The following is a 15,457-nucleotide window of genomic DNA, read 5'->3' as shown; positions in this document are numbered from 1 at the left end:
GGTTGCGTGGATAACCGGACAGGGCTGGGACGCCTTTGTAGAGTCGAGCTTGCTCGACTGCTTGGGCCAGTCGAGCAAGCTCGACTCTACAGAAGCAGTCGAGCAAGCTCGACTCTACAACCCCTCTGCGCGCAGCCAGCGCCACAGCGTGGTGCGCGATACACCCAGGGCCTGGGCCATGCCTTCGCGGTCGTTGCGGTGTTCCTGCAGCAGGCTTTCCAGCCGGGCGCGGGGCGGGCGCTTGCCGTTGCTTTCCAGTGACAGCGCCGGTGTGCCTTCGCGCAGCAGTTCAGGTGCGAGCTGCAGCAGGCGCGCGGCGTCGATCAGTCCTTCGCCCGGCTGCCAGTGGATGCGCAGGCGATCAACCAGGTTGCGAAGCTCGCGCACGTTGCCCGGCCAGCCGGCGGTGGTCAGCACGGTCATGGCTTCCTCGGCCAACGGCGCATCGATGCCACGCAGCTGGCGGAAGAAGTGCTGGACCAGCAGCGGCACATCGCTGCGGCGTGCGCGCAGCGCGGGCAGGGCAATGCGCAGTGCGGCCAGGCGGTAATAGAGATCACGACGGAAGCTGCCTGCGGCCGCGCGCTGTTCCAGCGACTGCAGGGTGGCGGCCACCACGCGCAGGTCAACCGAGGTGGGCTCGGTGGCGCCCACGCGCAGCACTTCGCGTTCTTCCAGCACCCGTAGCAGGCGTGTCTGCAGGGGCAGCGGCAGTTCCCCGATTTCATCCAGGAACAGGGTGCCACCATCGGCCGCTTCCACCAGGCCCACGCGGCCGCCACGGCGTGCGCCAGTGAACGCACCATCGCTGTAACCGAACAGTTCCGACTCGAGCAGCGATTCGCTGATCGCTCCGCAGTTCAGTGCCACGAAACGGCCGCGGCGGCCGCTGGCGGCGTGCAGCTGGCGTGCCACCAGTTCCTTGCCGGTGCCGGTCTCGCCGGTCACCAGTACGGTGCTGTCGTGGGGTGCATACAGTGCAATCTGTGCACGTACCTGTGCCATTGCATCGCTGTCACCCAGCAGTTCGTGCGCCTGGCTGCGCACCGTTGCACTCCGGCGCGGTGCGGGGCGGGCGCCACCGGAACGGGCCAGGGCCTGGGTCAGTTCCAGCGCATGTTCGAACGCCTGCCGCACCGAGTCGGCCGAGTACAGCAGCACGCCGGGCAGGCCCATCTGCTCGGCGTGGTCGATGGCCATGCCGGTGCCCACGATCACCTCGATGCCGTTGGCGCGCAGATCGGCGATGCAGTCGCGCGCGTCCTCGCGGGTGACAAAGCGGCGGTGCTCGATGTCCAGCCCGAAGCTGTGCTGGAAGTTGCTGAACACCGGTACGTCGCTGGCGTGGGTGACCAGGCCGATGCGGCTGGCGATGCGCCGCGCCCGCGCCAGCGCTTCCATCAGGTCGAAGCCGTTGGCCTGGATCGGCACCAGCGGCAAGTCCAGTCGGCCGCGCAGCCAGGCCGCGTTCGAGCCACCGGCAATGACCACGTCGCAATGCTCGCGGCGCAGGCGCTGGCCGATCACCTCCACCGCCTCCTCGAAGCCGAGGTTGATCTGTTCGATGCGCGCGCGGCGGTCGAACTCGGGAATGACATCGCCGAGCAGGCCGGTCAGGCGCGAAACGCTGACGGTCCAGATCACCGGGCGATCGGCATCGACAGGGGGCAGGGGCGAGCGGGGCAGGTACATGGCGCAGCCGTCACTGAGGATGTTTCATGATACGCCTGTTTCAATGTTTCACATGTTTCATGTTTCGGTAATGGTCACTCTTTTGAAATCAATGGCTTGCACGTTGGCACGGTGTTTGCGCCTGTACCCTCGACTTATCTACTGGACTGCCGCATGACTGCTTCCACCCCTGCTTCCGCCGGTGCCCGCTTCCGCCAGGCCCTGGCTGCCGAATCGCCGCTGCAGGTGATCGGCGCGATCAACGCCAACCATGCGCTGCTGGCCAAGCGCGCCGGCTTCCGCGCCATCTACCTGTCCGGCGGCGGCGTGGCCGCAGGCTCGCTGGGCCTGCCGGACCTGGGCATCAACACCCTGGAAGACGTGCTGATCGATGTGCGCCGCATCACCGATGTCTGCGACCTGCCGCTGATGGTGGATATCGATACCGGCTTCGGCCCGAGCGCCTTCAACATCGCGCGCACGGTGAAGTCGTTGATCAAGGCCGGTGCGGCCGCCTGCCATATCGAAGACCAGGTCGGCGCCAAGCGCTGCGGCCACCGCCCCGGCAAGGAAATCGTCTCGCAGGGTGAAATGGTCGACCGGGTGAAGGCCGCCGCCGATGCCAAGACCGACCCGGACTTCTTCCTGATCGCGCGTACCGACGCCATCCAGGTGGACGGCGTGGACAAGGCCATCGAGCGCGCCATCGCCTGCGTCGAGGCCGGTGCCGACGGCATCTTCGCCGAGGCCGCCTATGACCTGGACACCTACCGCCGCTTCGTCGATGCGGTGAAGGTGCCGCTGCTGGCCAACATCACTGAATTCGGTGCCACCCCGCTGTTCAGCCGCGACGAACTGGCCTCGGCCGGCGTGGCCATCCAGCTGTTCCCGCTGTCGGCCTTCCGTGCCGCCAACAAGGCTGCCGAGAACGTCTATGAGTCGGTGCGCCGCGATGGCCACCAGCGCAACGTGGTCGACGCCATGCAGACCCGCGAAGAGCTGTATGACCGCATCGGTTACCACGCCTTCGAACAGCAGCTCGACGCCCTGTTCGCCGCCAAGAAATAAGCAGTACCCTGCACCATCAGTTTTCGGAGGGAAAACATGAACGATACGACCGCAACCCCGACCTTCAAGCCGAAGAAGTCCGTCGCCCTGTCCGGCACCGCCGCCGGCAACACCGCGCTGTGCAGCGTGGGCCGCAGTGGCAACGACCTGCACTACCGCGGCTACGACATCCTGGACCTGGCCAATACCAGCGAGTTCGAGGAGATCGCCTACCTGCTGGTGCACGGCAAGCTGCCGACCCGCGCCGAACTGGTCTCGTACAAGGCCAAGCTGAAGTCGCTGCGCGGCATTCCGGCCGCGGTGAAGGCCGCGCTGGAAGAGCTGCCGCCGTCGGCCCACCCGATGGACGTGATGCGCACCGGCGTTTCGGTGCTCGGCTGCGTGGCGCCGGAAAAGGATGACCACAACCATCCGGGCGCGCGTGACATCGCCGACAAGCTGATGGCCTGCCTGGGCTCGATGCTGCTGTACTGGTACCACTGGAGCCACAACGGCCGCGCCATCGACGTGGAAACCGACGACGACTCCATCGGTGGCCACTTCCTGCACCTGCTGCACGGCGAAAAGCCGCAGGATTCGTGGGTGCGTGCGATGCACACCTCGCTGATCCTGTACGCCGAGCACGAGTTCAATGCTTCCACCTTCACCTGCCGTGTCATCGCCGGTACCGGCAGCGACATGTACAGCGCGATCTGTGGTGGCATCGGCGCGCTGCGCGGCCCCAAGCACGGTGGCGCCAATGAAGTGGCCTTCGAAGTGCAGAAGCGCTACGACAGCCCGGATGAAGCCGAGGAAGACATCAAGGCCCGCGTCGAGCGCAAGGAAGTGGTGATCGGTTTCGGCCACCCGGTCTACACCGTGTCCGACCCGCGCAACAAGGTCATCAAGGACGTGGCCCGCGAGCTGTCCGAAGAGCAGTCCAGCATGAAGATGTACGACATCGCCGAGCGCCTGGAATCGGTGATGTGGGACATCAAGAAGATGTTCCCGAACCTGGACTGGTTCAGCGCGGTCAGCTACCACATGATGGGCGTGCCGACGGCCATGTTCACCCCCCTGTTCGTGATCGCCCGCACCGCCGGCTGGAGCGCGCACATCGTCGAACAGCGCATCGACGGCAAGATCATCCGCCCGAGCGCCAACTACATCGGCCCGGAAGACCGCGAGTTCGTCGCCATCGACAAGCGCGCCTGATCCACCTGCTGTCTGCACCCGGCCGGCCCTCTGCCGGCCGGGTGATTTCGCCGCCGCATCGCCGGCACCCGGCCCGCCCCAAGCATTCCGCCAGCCCATGAATACCGACTACCGCAAGAACCTTCCCGGCAGCACGCTGGACTATTTCGACGCGCGCGCCGCCGTCGATGCCATCCAGCCCGGCGCCTACGCCACGCTGCCGTACACCTCGCGTGTGCTGGCTGAAAACCTGGTGCGCCGCTGCGAGCCGGCCACCCTGGTCGATTCGCTGAAGCAGCTGATCGAACGCCGCCGCGATCTGGATTTCCCGTGGTTCCCGGCGCGCGTGGTCTGCCATGACATCCTGGGGCAGACCGCCCTGGTCGATCTGGCCGGCCTGCGCGATGCGATCGCCGACAAGGGCGGCGATCCGGCCAAGGTGAACCCGGTGGTGCCGGTGCAGCTGATCGTCGATCACTCGCTGGCGGTGGAGTGCGGTGGATTCGATCCGCAGGCATTCGAGAAGAACCGCGCCATTGAAGACCGCCGCAACGAAGATCGCTTCCACTTCATCGACTGGACCAAGCTGGCGTTCCAGAACGTGGACGTGATTCCGCCGGGCAACGGCATCATGCACCAGATCAATCTGGAGAAGATGTCGCCGGTGGTCTACGTGCAGGACGGCGTGGCCTTCCCCGATACCTGTGTGGGCACCGACAGCCACACCCCGCACGTGGACGCGCTGGGCGTGATCGCCATTGGCGTGGGCGGCCTGGAAGCGGAGAACGTGATGCTGGGCCGCGCCTCGTGGATGCGCCTGCCGGACATCATCGGCGTGGAGCTGACCGGCAAGCCGCAGCCGGGCATCACCGCCACCGACGTGGTGCTGGCCCTGACCGAGTTCCTGCGCAAGGAACGCGTGGTCGGCGCCTGGCTTGAATTCTATGGCGAAGGCGCTGCGGCACTGACCATCGGTGACCGTGCCACCATTTCCAACATGTGCCCCGAGTACGGTGCCACCGCGGCGATGTTCTACATCGATGCGCAGACCACCGACTACCTGCGCCTGACCGGTCGCGAGGAATCGCAGGTAGCGCTGGTGGAGAATTACGCGCGCACCACCGGCCTGTGGGCCGACGATCTGGTCACTGCACAGTACGAGCGCGTGCTGCGTTTCGACCTGTCCAGCGTGGTGCGCAACATGGCCGGGCCGAGCAACCCGCACAAGCGAGTGGCCACCGCCGAGCTGGCCGAGCGCGGCATTGCCGATGAAGCCAAGCTGGCGGCCGGTCGTGGCGAACAAGCGCAGGGCCTGATGCCCGACGGCGCGGTGATCATCGCCGCCATCACCAGCTGCACCAATACCTCCAACCCGCGCAACGTGATCGCCGCGGCGCTGCTGGCGCGCAACGCCAATGCACGCGGCCTGCAGCGCAAGCCGTGGGTGAAGTCGTCGCTGGCACCGGGCTCGAAGGCCGTGCAGCTGTACCTGGAAGAATCCGGCCTGCTGCCCGATCTGGAACAGTTGGGCTTCGGCATCGTGGCCTTCGCCTGCACCACCTGCAACGGCATGAGTGGCGCGCTGGACCCGAAGATCCAGCAGGAAATCATCGATCGCGACCTGTACGCGACGGCCGTGCTGTCGGGCAACCGCAACTTCGATGGCCGCATCCACCCGTATGCCAAGCAGGCCTTCCTGGCCTCGCCGCCGCTGGTGATCGCCTACGCCATCGCCGGCACCGTGCGCTTCGATATCGAAAAGGATGTGCTGGGCGTGGATGCCGAAGGCAACGACGTGCGCCTGAAGGACATCTGGCCGAGCGATGCCGAGATCGATGCCGTGGTGAAGGCTTCGGTGAAGCCCGAGCAGTTCCGCAAGGTCTACAACCCGATGTTCAACGTGCGCGTGGACCATGGCGCGGCGGTCAGCCCGCTGTACGACTGGCGCCCGCAGAGCACCTACATCCGCCGCCCGCCGTACTGGGAGGGCGCGCTGGCCGGTGAACGCACGCTGGCGGGCATGCGCGCGCTGGCTGTGCTGCCGGACAACATCACCACCGACCACCTGTCGCCGTCCAATGCGATCCTGGCCTCCAGCGCCGCCGGTGAATACCTGGCGAAGATGGGCCTGCCGGAAGAGGACTTCAATTCCTACGCCACCCACCGTGGTGACCATCTGACCGCACAGCGCGCCACCTTCGCCAACCCGAAGCTGTTCAACGAAATGGTGCGCAATGACGACGGCAGCGTGAAGCAGGGTTCGCTGGCGCGGGTGGAGCCGGAAGGCAAGGTGATGCGCATGTGGGAGGCCATTGAAACCTACATGGACCGCAAGCAGCCGCTGATCATCATCGCCGGTGCCGACTACGGCCAGGGCAGCTCGCGTGACTGGGCCGCCAAGGGCGTGCGCCTGGCCGGCGTGGAAGCGATCGTGGCCGAGGGCTTCGAGCGCATTCACCGTACCAACCTGATCGGCATGGGCGTGCTGCCGCTGGAGTTCAAGCCGGGCACCACCCGCCTGACCCTGGGCATCGACGGCACCGAGACCTTCGACGTGGTGGGCGAGCGCACCCCGCGCGCCGATCTGACCCTGGTCATCCATCGCCGCGACGGCCAGGACGTGGTGGTGCCGGTCACCTGCCGTCTGGACAGCGACGAGGAAGTGGCGATCTACGAGGCCGGCGGCGTGCTGCAGCGCTTCGCACAGGACTTCCTGGAAGGCGCCAAGGTGGCGTGAGGCAACCGACGGCCCGGCAACGGGTCGTCTTTCATTGCAAGGAATCTTTCATGGCATTTCTCCCGCAACTCCGTATTCCCGCCACCTACATGCGCGGTGGCACCAGCAAGGGCGTGTTCTTCCGCCTGCAGGACCTGCCCGAAGCGGCGCAGGTGCCGGGCCCCGCCCGTGATGCGCTGCTGATGCGGGTGATCGGTTCGCCCGATCCCTATGGCAAGCACACCGACGGCATGGGCGGGGCAACGTCGAGCACCAGCAAGTGCGTGATCATTTCCGCCGCGTCGGTGCCGGATCACGACGTGGATTACCTGTATGGCCAGGTCTCCATCGATACCGCTTTCGTCGACTGGAGCGGCAACTGCGGCAACCTGAGTACGGCGGTGGGCCCGTTCGCCATTGCCAATGGCCTGGTCGACCCGGCCCGCGTGCCGCGCGACGGCCTGTGCACGGTGCGCATCTGGCAGGCCAACATCGGCAAGACCATCATCGCCCACGTGCCGATGTGCAATGGCGAAGTACAGGAATCCGGTGATTTCGAGCTGGATGGCGTGACCTTCCCGGCGGCCGAGATCCAGCTGGAGTTCATCGATCCGTCCGATGACGGCGATGCCGGCGCGATGTTCCCCACCGGCAACCTGGTGGACACCCTGGACGTGCCGGGTGTGGGCAGCTTCGAGGTGACGATGATCACCGCTGGCATCCCAACCATCTTCCTCAACGCCGCCGACCTGGGCTACACCGGTACCGAACTGCAGCCGGCCATCAACGAAGACAAGGCGGCCCTGCAGAAGTTCGAGACCATCCGCGCCCACGGCGCATTGCGCATGGGCCTGATCTCGAAGCTGGAAGAGGCGGCGACCCGCCAGCACACGCCGAAGGTGGCCTTCGTGGCACCGGCACAGGACTACGTGTCGTCCAGTGGCAAAGCCATCCCGGCCTCGGCCATCGATCTGCATGCGCGCGCTCTGTCCATGGGCAAGCTGCACCACGCGATGATGGGTACGGCGGCAGTGGCCATTGGCACCGCCGCGGCGATTCCGGGCACCCTGGTCAACCGCGCGGCCGGTGGCGGCCAGCGTGAGGCGGTCACCTTCGGCCATCCCTCCGGCACCCTGCGGGTCGGCGCCCAGGCCGGGCAGGTGGACGGCCAGTGGACGGTGACCAAGGCGATCATGAGCCGCAGCGCCCGGGTGCTGATGGAAGGCAAGGTGCGGGTGCCGGCCGAATAAGGCCCCGGTGGCTGCATGAAGCCCCGGTAGCTGCCCACCTTGGTGGGCAGGCGCGCGCCAGCGCGTGCGTGGGGCCCGGCGCCAACCAAGGTTGGCGACTGCCGGCCAGCCGCCGTCAACACCTTGACGCGGCGGCCCTATAATGGCCGCCTCGATCAAGGAGTGACGACATGAGCGGTCCGGCACGGCGGAAGCGGTGGGGTTGGGCGGCGGCTGTTCTGGCAGGAGGCCTGTTGCTGGGCCTGGCCGGTTGCCGCAACGACAGTGGGCAGCTGCCCAAGGCCAGTGGTGAAGCGATCACCGCCCAGGCCGAGCAGGTGAAGGACTTCACCCTGCTGCGCGCCTATCCGGACCAGAAGAATGATGGCCTGTCGCTGGCACTGGAGTTCTCGCGCCCGCTGGTCGGCACCCAGGATTTCGACAAGCTGGTGCGCTTCGAAGAGAAGGTCGGCACCGAAGACAGCAGCTGGACCCTGTCCGATGACGGCCTGACCCTGCGCTACCCGTTCGTGGAGGCCGGCAAGGAATACAGCCTGGTCGTGTCCCCGGACCTGCTGGCCGCCGACGGCAATCGCCTGGGCAAGGAACTGAAGCAGAAGGTGTTCAGTGGTGAACTGAAGCCGGTGGCCGGGTTTGCCTCGCAGGGCAGCGTGCTGCCGGCCAAGGATAGCCGCGGCCTGCCGGTGGTGTCGGTGAACGTGCCGGAAGTGGACGTCGAGTTCCTGCGCGTGCGCGAGAAAGACCTGCCGACCTTCTTCAGCCAGTACCAGCGCGGCGGCCGTCGCGGCAGCTGGGAACTGAGCAGCGACTACGAGCGCAGCCCGATCAACAAGCTGGCCGAGCCGGTCTACGTCAACCGCTTCATCCTGGGCGGCAAGCAGAACGAGCGCGTTCTGACGTATCTGCCAACCCAGGACATCAAGGAGCTGCAGGAACCGGGCCTGTACTTCGCCCTGCTCAAGCGCACCGGTGATTACGAAGGCGAATTCGACACCGCGTTCTTCTCGGTCAGCGACATCGGCCTGCATACCCGCGCCTACAAGGACAAGCTGTTCGTCCACACCGCTTCGTTGAAGGATGGCGCCGCGCTGAAGAGCGTGGACCTGCGCGTGCTGGACGCCAAGGGCGAGGTGGTGCTGAAGGGCAGCACCGACGGCAACGGCAACGCCCTGCTGAACTACACCCTGGACGCAGCCCATGTGCTGGTGGCCAGCAGTGGCAAGGACACCAGCTTCCTGCCGTTCAACCAGCCCGCGCTGGACCTGAGCGAGTTCGCCGTGGCTGGACGTGACAACGCCTGGTTCGATGTCTACGCCTGGTCCGGGCGTGATCTGTACCGCCCGGGCGAAACCGTGCGCCTGTCGGCGCTGCTGCGCGACAACGACGGCAAGCCGGTCAAGCCTCAGCCGGTGTTCCTGCGCCTGAAGCAGCCCGACGGCAAGACCTTCCGTGAGACCCGCCTGCAGCCGGGCGAGCAGGGCTACATCAATTTCGAGCAGGTCATTCCCGCCGAGGCGCCGACCGGGCGCTGGCAGGTCGAGTTCCGCACCGATCCGGCCAGCAAGGAAGCGATCCAGGGCATGACCCTGCGCATCGAGGAGTTCCTGCCCGAGCGCATGAAGCTGGACCTGGACAGCGCGCAGAAGACGCTGAAGCCGGGCGAGGAACTGCGCCTGCAGGCCAACGGCGCCTATCTGTATGGTGCGCCGGCCGATGGCAACCGCTTCACCGCGCGCATGGCCGTGGCCGCCGAGCAGAAGCCGGTGGAGGGCCTGCCGGGCTACTTCTTCGGCGACCCGACCCTGCAGCTGCCGCGTGATGCCAAGGACGTGATCGACACCACGCTGCCGGCCAACGGCCAGCTGCGCCAGGACGTTGCACTGCCCGAAGAGGCGGCCAAGGCCAAGGCGCCGATTGCCGTGGTGCTGTCGGGCAGCCTGTACGAGACCGGTGGCCGCACGGTCACCCGCACCCTGAAGCGGGTGATGTGGCCGGCGGACGACCTGGTCGGCGTGCGCCCGCTGTTCAACCCCGATGATGGCGCCGATTCCAATGGCAATGCGCGCTTCGAGCTGCTGCGCGTGGATGCGGCGGGCACGCCGAAGCCGGCCAAGGGCCTGAAGGTGACCCTGGTGCGCGAGCTGCGCGACTACCACTGGACCTTCAACGACAACCGCTGGGACTACGATTTCACCCGCCGCTTCGAGAACAAGGAAACGCGCACCGTCGATGCCGGCAGCAGCGCGGTGGCCTTCGATTTCCCGGTGGAGTGGGGCGAGTACCGGGTGGACGTGTTCGATCCGTCCACCGGCCTGACCAGTCGCTATCCGTTCCGTGCCGGCTGGAGCTGGGGCGATGACAACCGCGGCCTGGACGCCCGCCCGGACAAGGTCAAGCTGGGCCTGGACAAGACCGGCTACAAGGCCGGCGATACCCTGCAGGTGACGGTCACCCCGCCGCACGCCGGCAAGGGCCTGCTGATGGTCGAATCCGATCGCATGCTGTACGTGCAGGAGATCGACGCCAAGCCGGGCGCCACCTTCAAGATTCCGGTCACGGCCGACTGGGAACGCCACGACGTCTACATCACCGCGCTGGTGTTCCGTGGCGGTACCGCGCCCAGCAAGATCACCCCGGCGCGTGCGGTGGGCGTGGTACACGTGCCGATGGACCGCAAGGGCCGCACCGTGGCCGTGGGCCTGGTCGCGCCCAAGCAGATGCGTCCGGAACAGGACCTGCCGGTGACGGTCAGCGCACCGCAGCTGGCCGGCAAGACCGCGCATGTCACGGTCTCGGCGGTCGATGTGGGCATCCTCAACATCACCCGTTTCCCGGTACCCGATGCCGGCGCGCATTTCTTCGCCCAACGCCGCCTGGGCATCGATGCCTACGACATCTACAGCCGGGTGATCGAAAGCTTCGACGGCGGCAGTGGCAAGCTGAAGTTCGGCGGCGACATGGGCCTGCAGGCACTGCCGCAGGCCAAGCGGCCGACCGCGCGCGTGCAGACCGTGGACCTGTTCTCCGGCCCGGTGCAGCTCGATGCCAAGGGCATCGCCCGCATCCGCCTGAAGGTGCCCGACTTCAACGGTACCCTGCGCGTGTCGGCGGTGGTCTACAGCGACGACCAGTACGGCAAGCGTGACGTGGAAACCGTGGTGCGCGCACCGATCCTGGCCGAAGCCAGCATGCCCCGCGTGCTCGCCCCGGGCGACCGCAGCACGGTCACCTTGGACGTGCAGAACTTCACCGGCAAGCCGGGCGCGTTCAACGTGCGGGTGGAAACCGAAGGTCCGCTGTCGCTGGCCGAAGGCACGCGCAGCGTGCAGTTGAATGCCGATGCCAAGAGCACGCTCAGCTTCCCGCTGTCTGCACGCGAAGGGCACAGCGTGGCCAAGGTGCGGGTGCGGGTGGACGGCAACGGCTACAAGGCCGACCGACGCTACGAACTGCCGGTGCGTGCGGCGTGGCCGCAGGTAGTGCGCTCGCAGGTGCGCACGCTTGATCCGCTGGCCGCGGTCAGCCTGGATGGCGGCCTGACCGAGGGCCTGATGGCCGAATCGGTGAACGCGCGCCTGCTGGTCAGCCCGCTGCCGCCCATTCCGTTCGCCAGTGCGTTGCAAGGTGCGTTGAACTATCCGTATGGCTGCGCCGAGCAGACCACCAGCAAGGGCTACGCGGCGTTGATCCTGGACCCGGCCACCTCGTCGATGCTGGGTGCCGATGGCCTGGATGCCAAGACCCGTCGCGAGCGCATGGAAGGGGCGTTCGGCCGACTGGCATCGATGCAGGTGGCCAACGGCAACTTCTCCATGTGGGGTGACGATGGCTACGTGAACCCGTGGCTGACCCCGTACATCACCGAGTTCCTGCTCGATGCCAAGGACGCCGGCTTCGCCGTGCCGGACAACGTGCTGCAGAAGGCGCTGAACCGGTTGAGCGAGGACCTGCTGTCCGGTGGCAACCCGTTCTATGGCCAGGACGAACGCGAAAAGCTGAAGTTCGCCAACCAGGCCTATTCGGGGTACGTGCTGGCGCGGGTCAACCGTGCCCCGCTGGGCACCCTGCGCACGCTGTACGACAACGAGCGCAGCAAGGCGGTCGGTGGCCTGTCGCTGGTCCATCTGGGCGTGGCGCTGTCGCTGCAGGGCGATGCCAAGCGTGGCCAGGCTGCATTGGCGGCGGCGTTCGCCAAGTCCAGCAGCGAGCGGCCGTCGTACTTCGGCGACTACGGCAGTGCCATCCGTGACGACGCGCTGATGATCGCGCTGACCCATGAAAACAAGCTGGCCAAGCCGGCCTGGGATGCCCGCGCCGTCGATCTGGGCCGTGGCCTGGACGCACGCCGCAATGCCGGCTGGATGTGGCTGAGCACCCAGGAACAGGTCGCCATCGCGCGCCTGGGCAAGGCGTTGTCGGCCAACCAGAAGGCGCTGGTCGCCGGTGAGCTGGTGATCGGTGGCAGCACCGAGGCGATCGGTGAGCGCAAGCTGTTTGGCCGCAACTTCAGCGCTGGCGAACTGGCCAGCGGCGTGCGCTTCAGCCCGCAGGGGCAGCCGCCGATGTTTGCCAGCATCGACGTGGCTGGCATTCCGCGCACGGCACCGGCACCGGACAACAGCGTGCTGGGCGTGGAGCGCAGCTACTACGGCACCGATGGCAAGCCGTGGACGCCGCGCCCGCTGAAAGAAGGCGAGGCACTGATCGTGCGCGTCACCGTCACCGCCGATACCACCATGCCCGATGCACTGCTGACCGACCTGTTGCCGGCCGGCCTGGAGATCGAGAACTTCAACCTGGGCGACGCCAAGCAGTGGGCGGAAGTGGTGGTCGATGGCATCACCATCAGCGACCGCGGCGAGGCAGCCGACACCAAGCACGAAGAGTTCCGCGACGACCGCTACGTGGCGGCGCTGAAGCTGTCCCGTGGCAGCAAGGCGAACGTCTTCTATCTGGTGCGCGCGGTCACCCCGGGTACCTACACGGTGCCGCCGCCGCTGGTGGAAGACATGTACCGCCCGCTGCTGCGTGGCGTGGGTCGCAGCAACCCGACCACGATCACGGTGGTGCAGCCGTGATTGCGCGGACGGGCCGCGGTGGCGCGGCCCGTCCTGCTGACCGCAGACCATGAAGCGATCGATCAGAATGCGGCTGGCGGCCCTGCGCCGCCGGCTGCGGCCCCTGTGGCCGTGGCTGCGCTGGGGCACCGCCGCGCTGCTGGCCCTGCTGCTGGTACTGGATTGGGCGTTCCCGCCGCCGCTGCCGAAGCAGCGCGACACCAGCACGCTGGTGGTGGCCGCCGATGGCAGTCCGCTGCGGGCCTTCGCCGATGCCGAAGGCGTGTGGCGCTACCCGGCCACGGTGGACAGCGTGTCGCCGCTGTACCTGCAGGCCCTGCTGACCTACGAAGACCGCTGGTTCTGGAAGCACCCTGGCATCAATCCGCTGGCGATCCTGCGTGCCGGAGGCCAGCTGCTGCGCGGCGGCCACATCGTGTCCGGTGGCTCCACCCTGACCATGCAGGTGGCGCGCATCCTCGACCCGCACTCGCGTACGCCATGGGGCAAGCTGAAGCAGATGCTGCGCGCGGTGCAGCTGGAAGTGCACCTGTCCAAGGCGCAGATCCTGGCCTTGTACCTGGAACGGGCGCCCTACGGCGGCACCATCGAAGGTGTGGAGGCAGCCAGCTGGGCGTACCTGGGCAAGTCGGCGGCGCAGCTTTCGCATGCCGAGGCGGCCCTGTTGGCGGTGCTGCCGCAGGCACCAAGCCGCCTGCGCCCCGACCGCCATCCGGAGGCAGCGCAGAAAGCACGTGACAAGGTGCTGGCGCGCATGGCCCTGCAGCGCGTGTGGTCGGCCGACGAGGTGTCTGATGCACGCGTCGAAAACGTGGTGGCGCGCTCGCTGCGGCCGCCGATGCATGCGGCCCTGCTGGCGCAGCGGCTGCACGCGGCCTATCCCGGCCAGGCGCGCATTGAAAGTGGCATCGATATCGGCCTGCAGCGCACCCTGGAAGAGCGCGTGGCCAGCTATTTTTCCGGCCTGCCCGAGCGCACCTCGGCCGCGCTGCTGGTGGTGGACAACCAGACCCTGCAGGCACGCGCGTACGTGGGCACGCTGTCCTTCGGTGATCGGCAGCGGCTGGGGCACGTGGACATGGTGCAGGCCTGGCGCTCGCCCGGCTCCACCCTCAAGCCCTTCCTGTACGGCATGGCGCTGGACGACGGGCTGATCCATTCGGAAAGCCTGCTGGTGGATGCGCCGCAGAGCTTCGGCAGCTACCGCCCTGGCAATTTCGACATGGCGTTCAACGGCCCGGTGGGTGCGGCCACCGCGCTGCGCCTGTCGTTGAATGTGCCCTCGGTGGACCTGCTGCAGCGGGTGGGGGCCGCACGCTTCGCCGCCCGTCTGTCCCACGCCGGCATCCAGCTGCGCTTCCCGCCGGGCGCGCAACCCAATCTGTCGTTGATTCTCGGCGGCACCGGCGCACGCCTGGAAGATCTGGTGGGCGCGTTCGCCGCATTGAATCGCAATGGCATTGCCGGTCGCGTGCGCTATACCGCCGACGAGCCGATGGTGGAGCGGCGGCTGGTGTCGCCGGGCGCGGCGTGGATCGTGCGCGAGATGCTCGAATCCAATCCACGGCCAGGCTACGGCGTGGGCACCTTCGATGTCGGCGGGCGCCCGCGCGTGGCGTGGAAAACCGGCACCAGCTACGGCTTCCGCGATGCCTGGGCGATCGGCGGCACCCGCCACTACACCGTGGGCGTGTGGGTGGGGCGGCCCGATGGCACGCCGCTGCCCGGCCAGTACGGTGCGGTGACCGCCTTGCCGCTTATGTTCGAAGTGGTGGACAGCCTGCCGCGCCAGCGCGGTGATTCGGCGGCTGCGCCGATGCCGGCCAGTGTCAGCGAAGCGGACGTGTGCTGGCCCACCGGTGAGCGCGCCGAAGGGCTGCCGGCCGCGCTGTGCCAACGACGCATGCCCGCATATCTGCTGGACGGTGCGGCGCCGCTGACCTTCCCCGAACGCGAGGCGCGGCGTTGGCAGCCAGGCCGGCAACGCTATGTGGCCGACGCGCGCAGCGGCTTGCGCCTGTCTGCCGATTGCAGCGCGCCGCATGTGGAAGTGCCGGGTGAGATCGCGCGCTGGCCGGCGTTGCTGTCACCGTGGCTGGCCAAGGCCACGCGCGATGCCTCGCAGTTGCCGGCGCTCTCCCCGGATTGTCGCGACGATGGCCGCGAGGCCAGCGTGGCCCTGCACATCGATGGGTTGAATGACGGCGCCGCACTGGCGCGCGCGCCCAACGCCGAACATGGCGTGCGCCTGCAGCTGCGCGCACTGGGCAGCGAGCAGCGCGTGGACTGGCTGCTGGATGGCCGCTGGATCGCGCAGACGCAGGGCGCACAGCTGATGCAGCGCGAGTTTGCCGAGCCAGGCGCGCATACCTTGACCGCGCTGGCGTCCGATGGCGCCTGGACCCAGGTACGGTTCAACGTGCTGCGGTAGCGCCGCGACACGCTTTGGTAGGTGCCAACCTTGGTTGGCACGCGTCGGAACAACTGCCCACCAAGGTGGG

Annotated in this window: 7 protein-coding genes; 6 read left to right on the top strand and 1 reads right to left on the bottom strand. The window is 67.4% G+C overall.

Going from position 1 to position 15,457, the window contains the following annotated elements:
* Positions 1–114: 114 nt before the first annotated feature.
* Positions 115–1,692 (bottom strand): propionate catabolism operon regulatory protein PrpR, encoded by a 1,578-nt coding sequence (gene prpR / locus C1932_RS14600; protein WP_108762648.1) that lies wholly within the window; start codon positions 1,690–1,692, stop codon positions 115–117.
* A gap of 153 nt (positions 1,693–1,845) precedes the next feature.
* Here prpR and prpB point away from each other — a divergent pair, with 153 nt between their 5' ends.
* The 6 genes from prpB (at position 1,846) to pbpC (ending at position 15,387) form a co-directional block, all read left to right on the top strand.
* A complete protein-coding gene (gene prpB / locus C1932_RS14595; RefSeq protein WP_108762647.1) occupies positions 1,846–2,739 on the top strand; it encodes a methylisocitrate lyase in 894 nt (297 codons plus the stop codon).
* A gap of 36 nt (positions 2,740–2,775) precedes the next feature.
* On the top strand, positions 2,776–3,933 hold the full coding sequence (gene prpC, locus C1932_RS14590) for a 2-methylcitrate synthase (RefSeq protein ID WP_108753844.1): 1,158 nt from the start codon (positions 2,776–2,778) through the stop codon (positions 3,931–3,933).
* Between the two features lie 97 nt (positions 3,934–4,030).
* Positions 4,031–6,649 (top strand): Fe/S-dependent 2-methylisocitrate dehydratase AcnD, encoded by a 2,619-nt coding sequence (acnD, locus tag C1932_RS14585; protein ID WP_108762646.1) that lies wholly within the window; start codon positions 4,031–4,033, stop codon positions 6,647–6,649.
* A gap of 50 nt (positions 6,650–6,699) precedes the next feature.
* A complete protein-coding gene (prpF, locus tag C1932_RS14580; protein WP_108762645.1) occupies positions 6,700–7,878 on the top strand; it encodes a 2-methylaconitate cis-trans isomerase PrpF in 1,179 nt (392 codons plus the stop codon).
* Positions 7,879–8,048: 170 nt separating this feature from the next.
* On the top strand, positions 8,049–12,956 hold the full coding sequence (locus C1932_RS14575; RefSeq protein ID WP_108762644.1) for an alpha-2-macroglobulin: 4,908 nt from the start codon (positions 8,049–8,051) through the stop codon (positions 12,954–12,956).
* 49 nt (positions 12,957–13,005) lie between these two features.
* Entirely contained in the window at positions 13,006–15,387 is a 2,382-nt protein-coding gene (pbpC, locus tag C1932_RS14570) for a penicillin-binding protein 1C (RefSeq protein WP_108762643.1), read from the top strand.
* The last annotated feature ends 70 nt before the right edge of the window (positions 15,388–15,457 follow it).

The sequence above is a fragment of the Stenotrophomonas sp. YAU14D1_LEIMI4_1 genome (assembly GCF_003086815.1).
Classification (GTDB): Bacteria; Pseudomonadota; Gammaproteobacteria; order Xanthomonadales; family Xanthomonadaceae; genus Stenotrophomonas.
This window is presented reverse-complemented; position numbering and strand designations above follow the sequence as displayed.

Excerpts from the sequence above, each read along its gene's own strand:
- pbpC (WP_108762643.1), top strand. The coding sequence starts at position 13,006 with ATGAAGCGATCGATCAGAATGCGGCTGGCGGCCCTGCGCCGCCGGCTG.
- prpR (WP_108762648.1), bottom strand. The coding sequence starts at position 1,692 with ATGTACCTGCCCCGCTCGCCCCTGCCCCCTGTCGATGCCGATCGCCCG.
- prpF (WP_108762645.1), top strand. The coding sequence starts at position 6,700 with ATGGCATTTCTCCCGCAACTCCGTATTCCCGCCACCTACATGCGCGGT.
- prpB (WP_108762647.1), top strand. The coding sequence starts at position 1,846 with ATGACTGCTTCCACCCCTGCTTCCGCCGGTGCCCGCTTCCGCCAGGCC.
- acnD (WP_108762646.1), top strand. The coding sequence starts at position 4,031 with ATGAATACCGACTACCGCAAGAACCTTCCCGGCAGCACGCTGGACTAT.
- prpC (WP_108753844.1), top strand. The coding sequence starts at position 2,776 with ATGAACGATACGACCGCAACCCCGACCTTCAAGCCGAAGAAGTCCGTC.
- C1932_RS14575 (WP_108762644.1), top strand. The coding sequence starts at position 8,049 with ATGAGCGGTCCGGCACGGCGGAAGCGGTGGGGTTGGGCGGCGGCTGTT.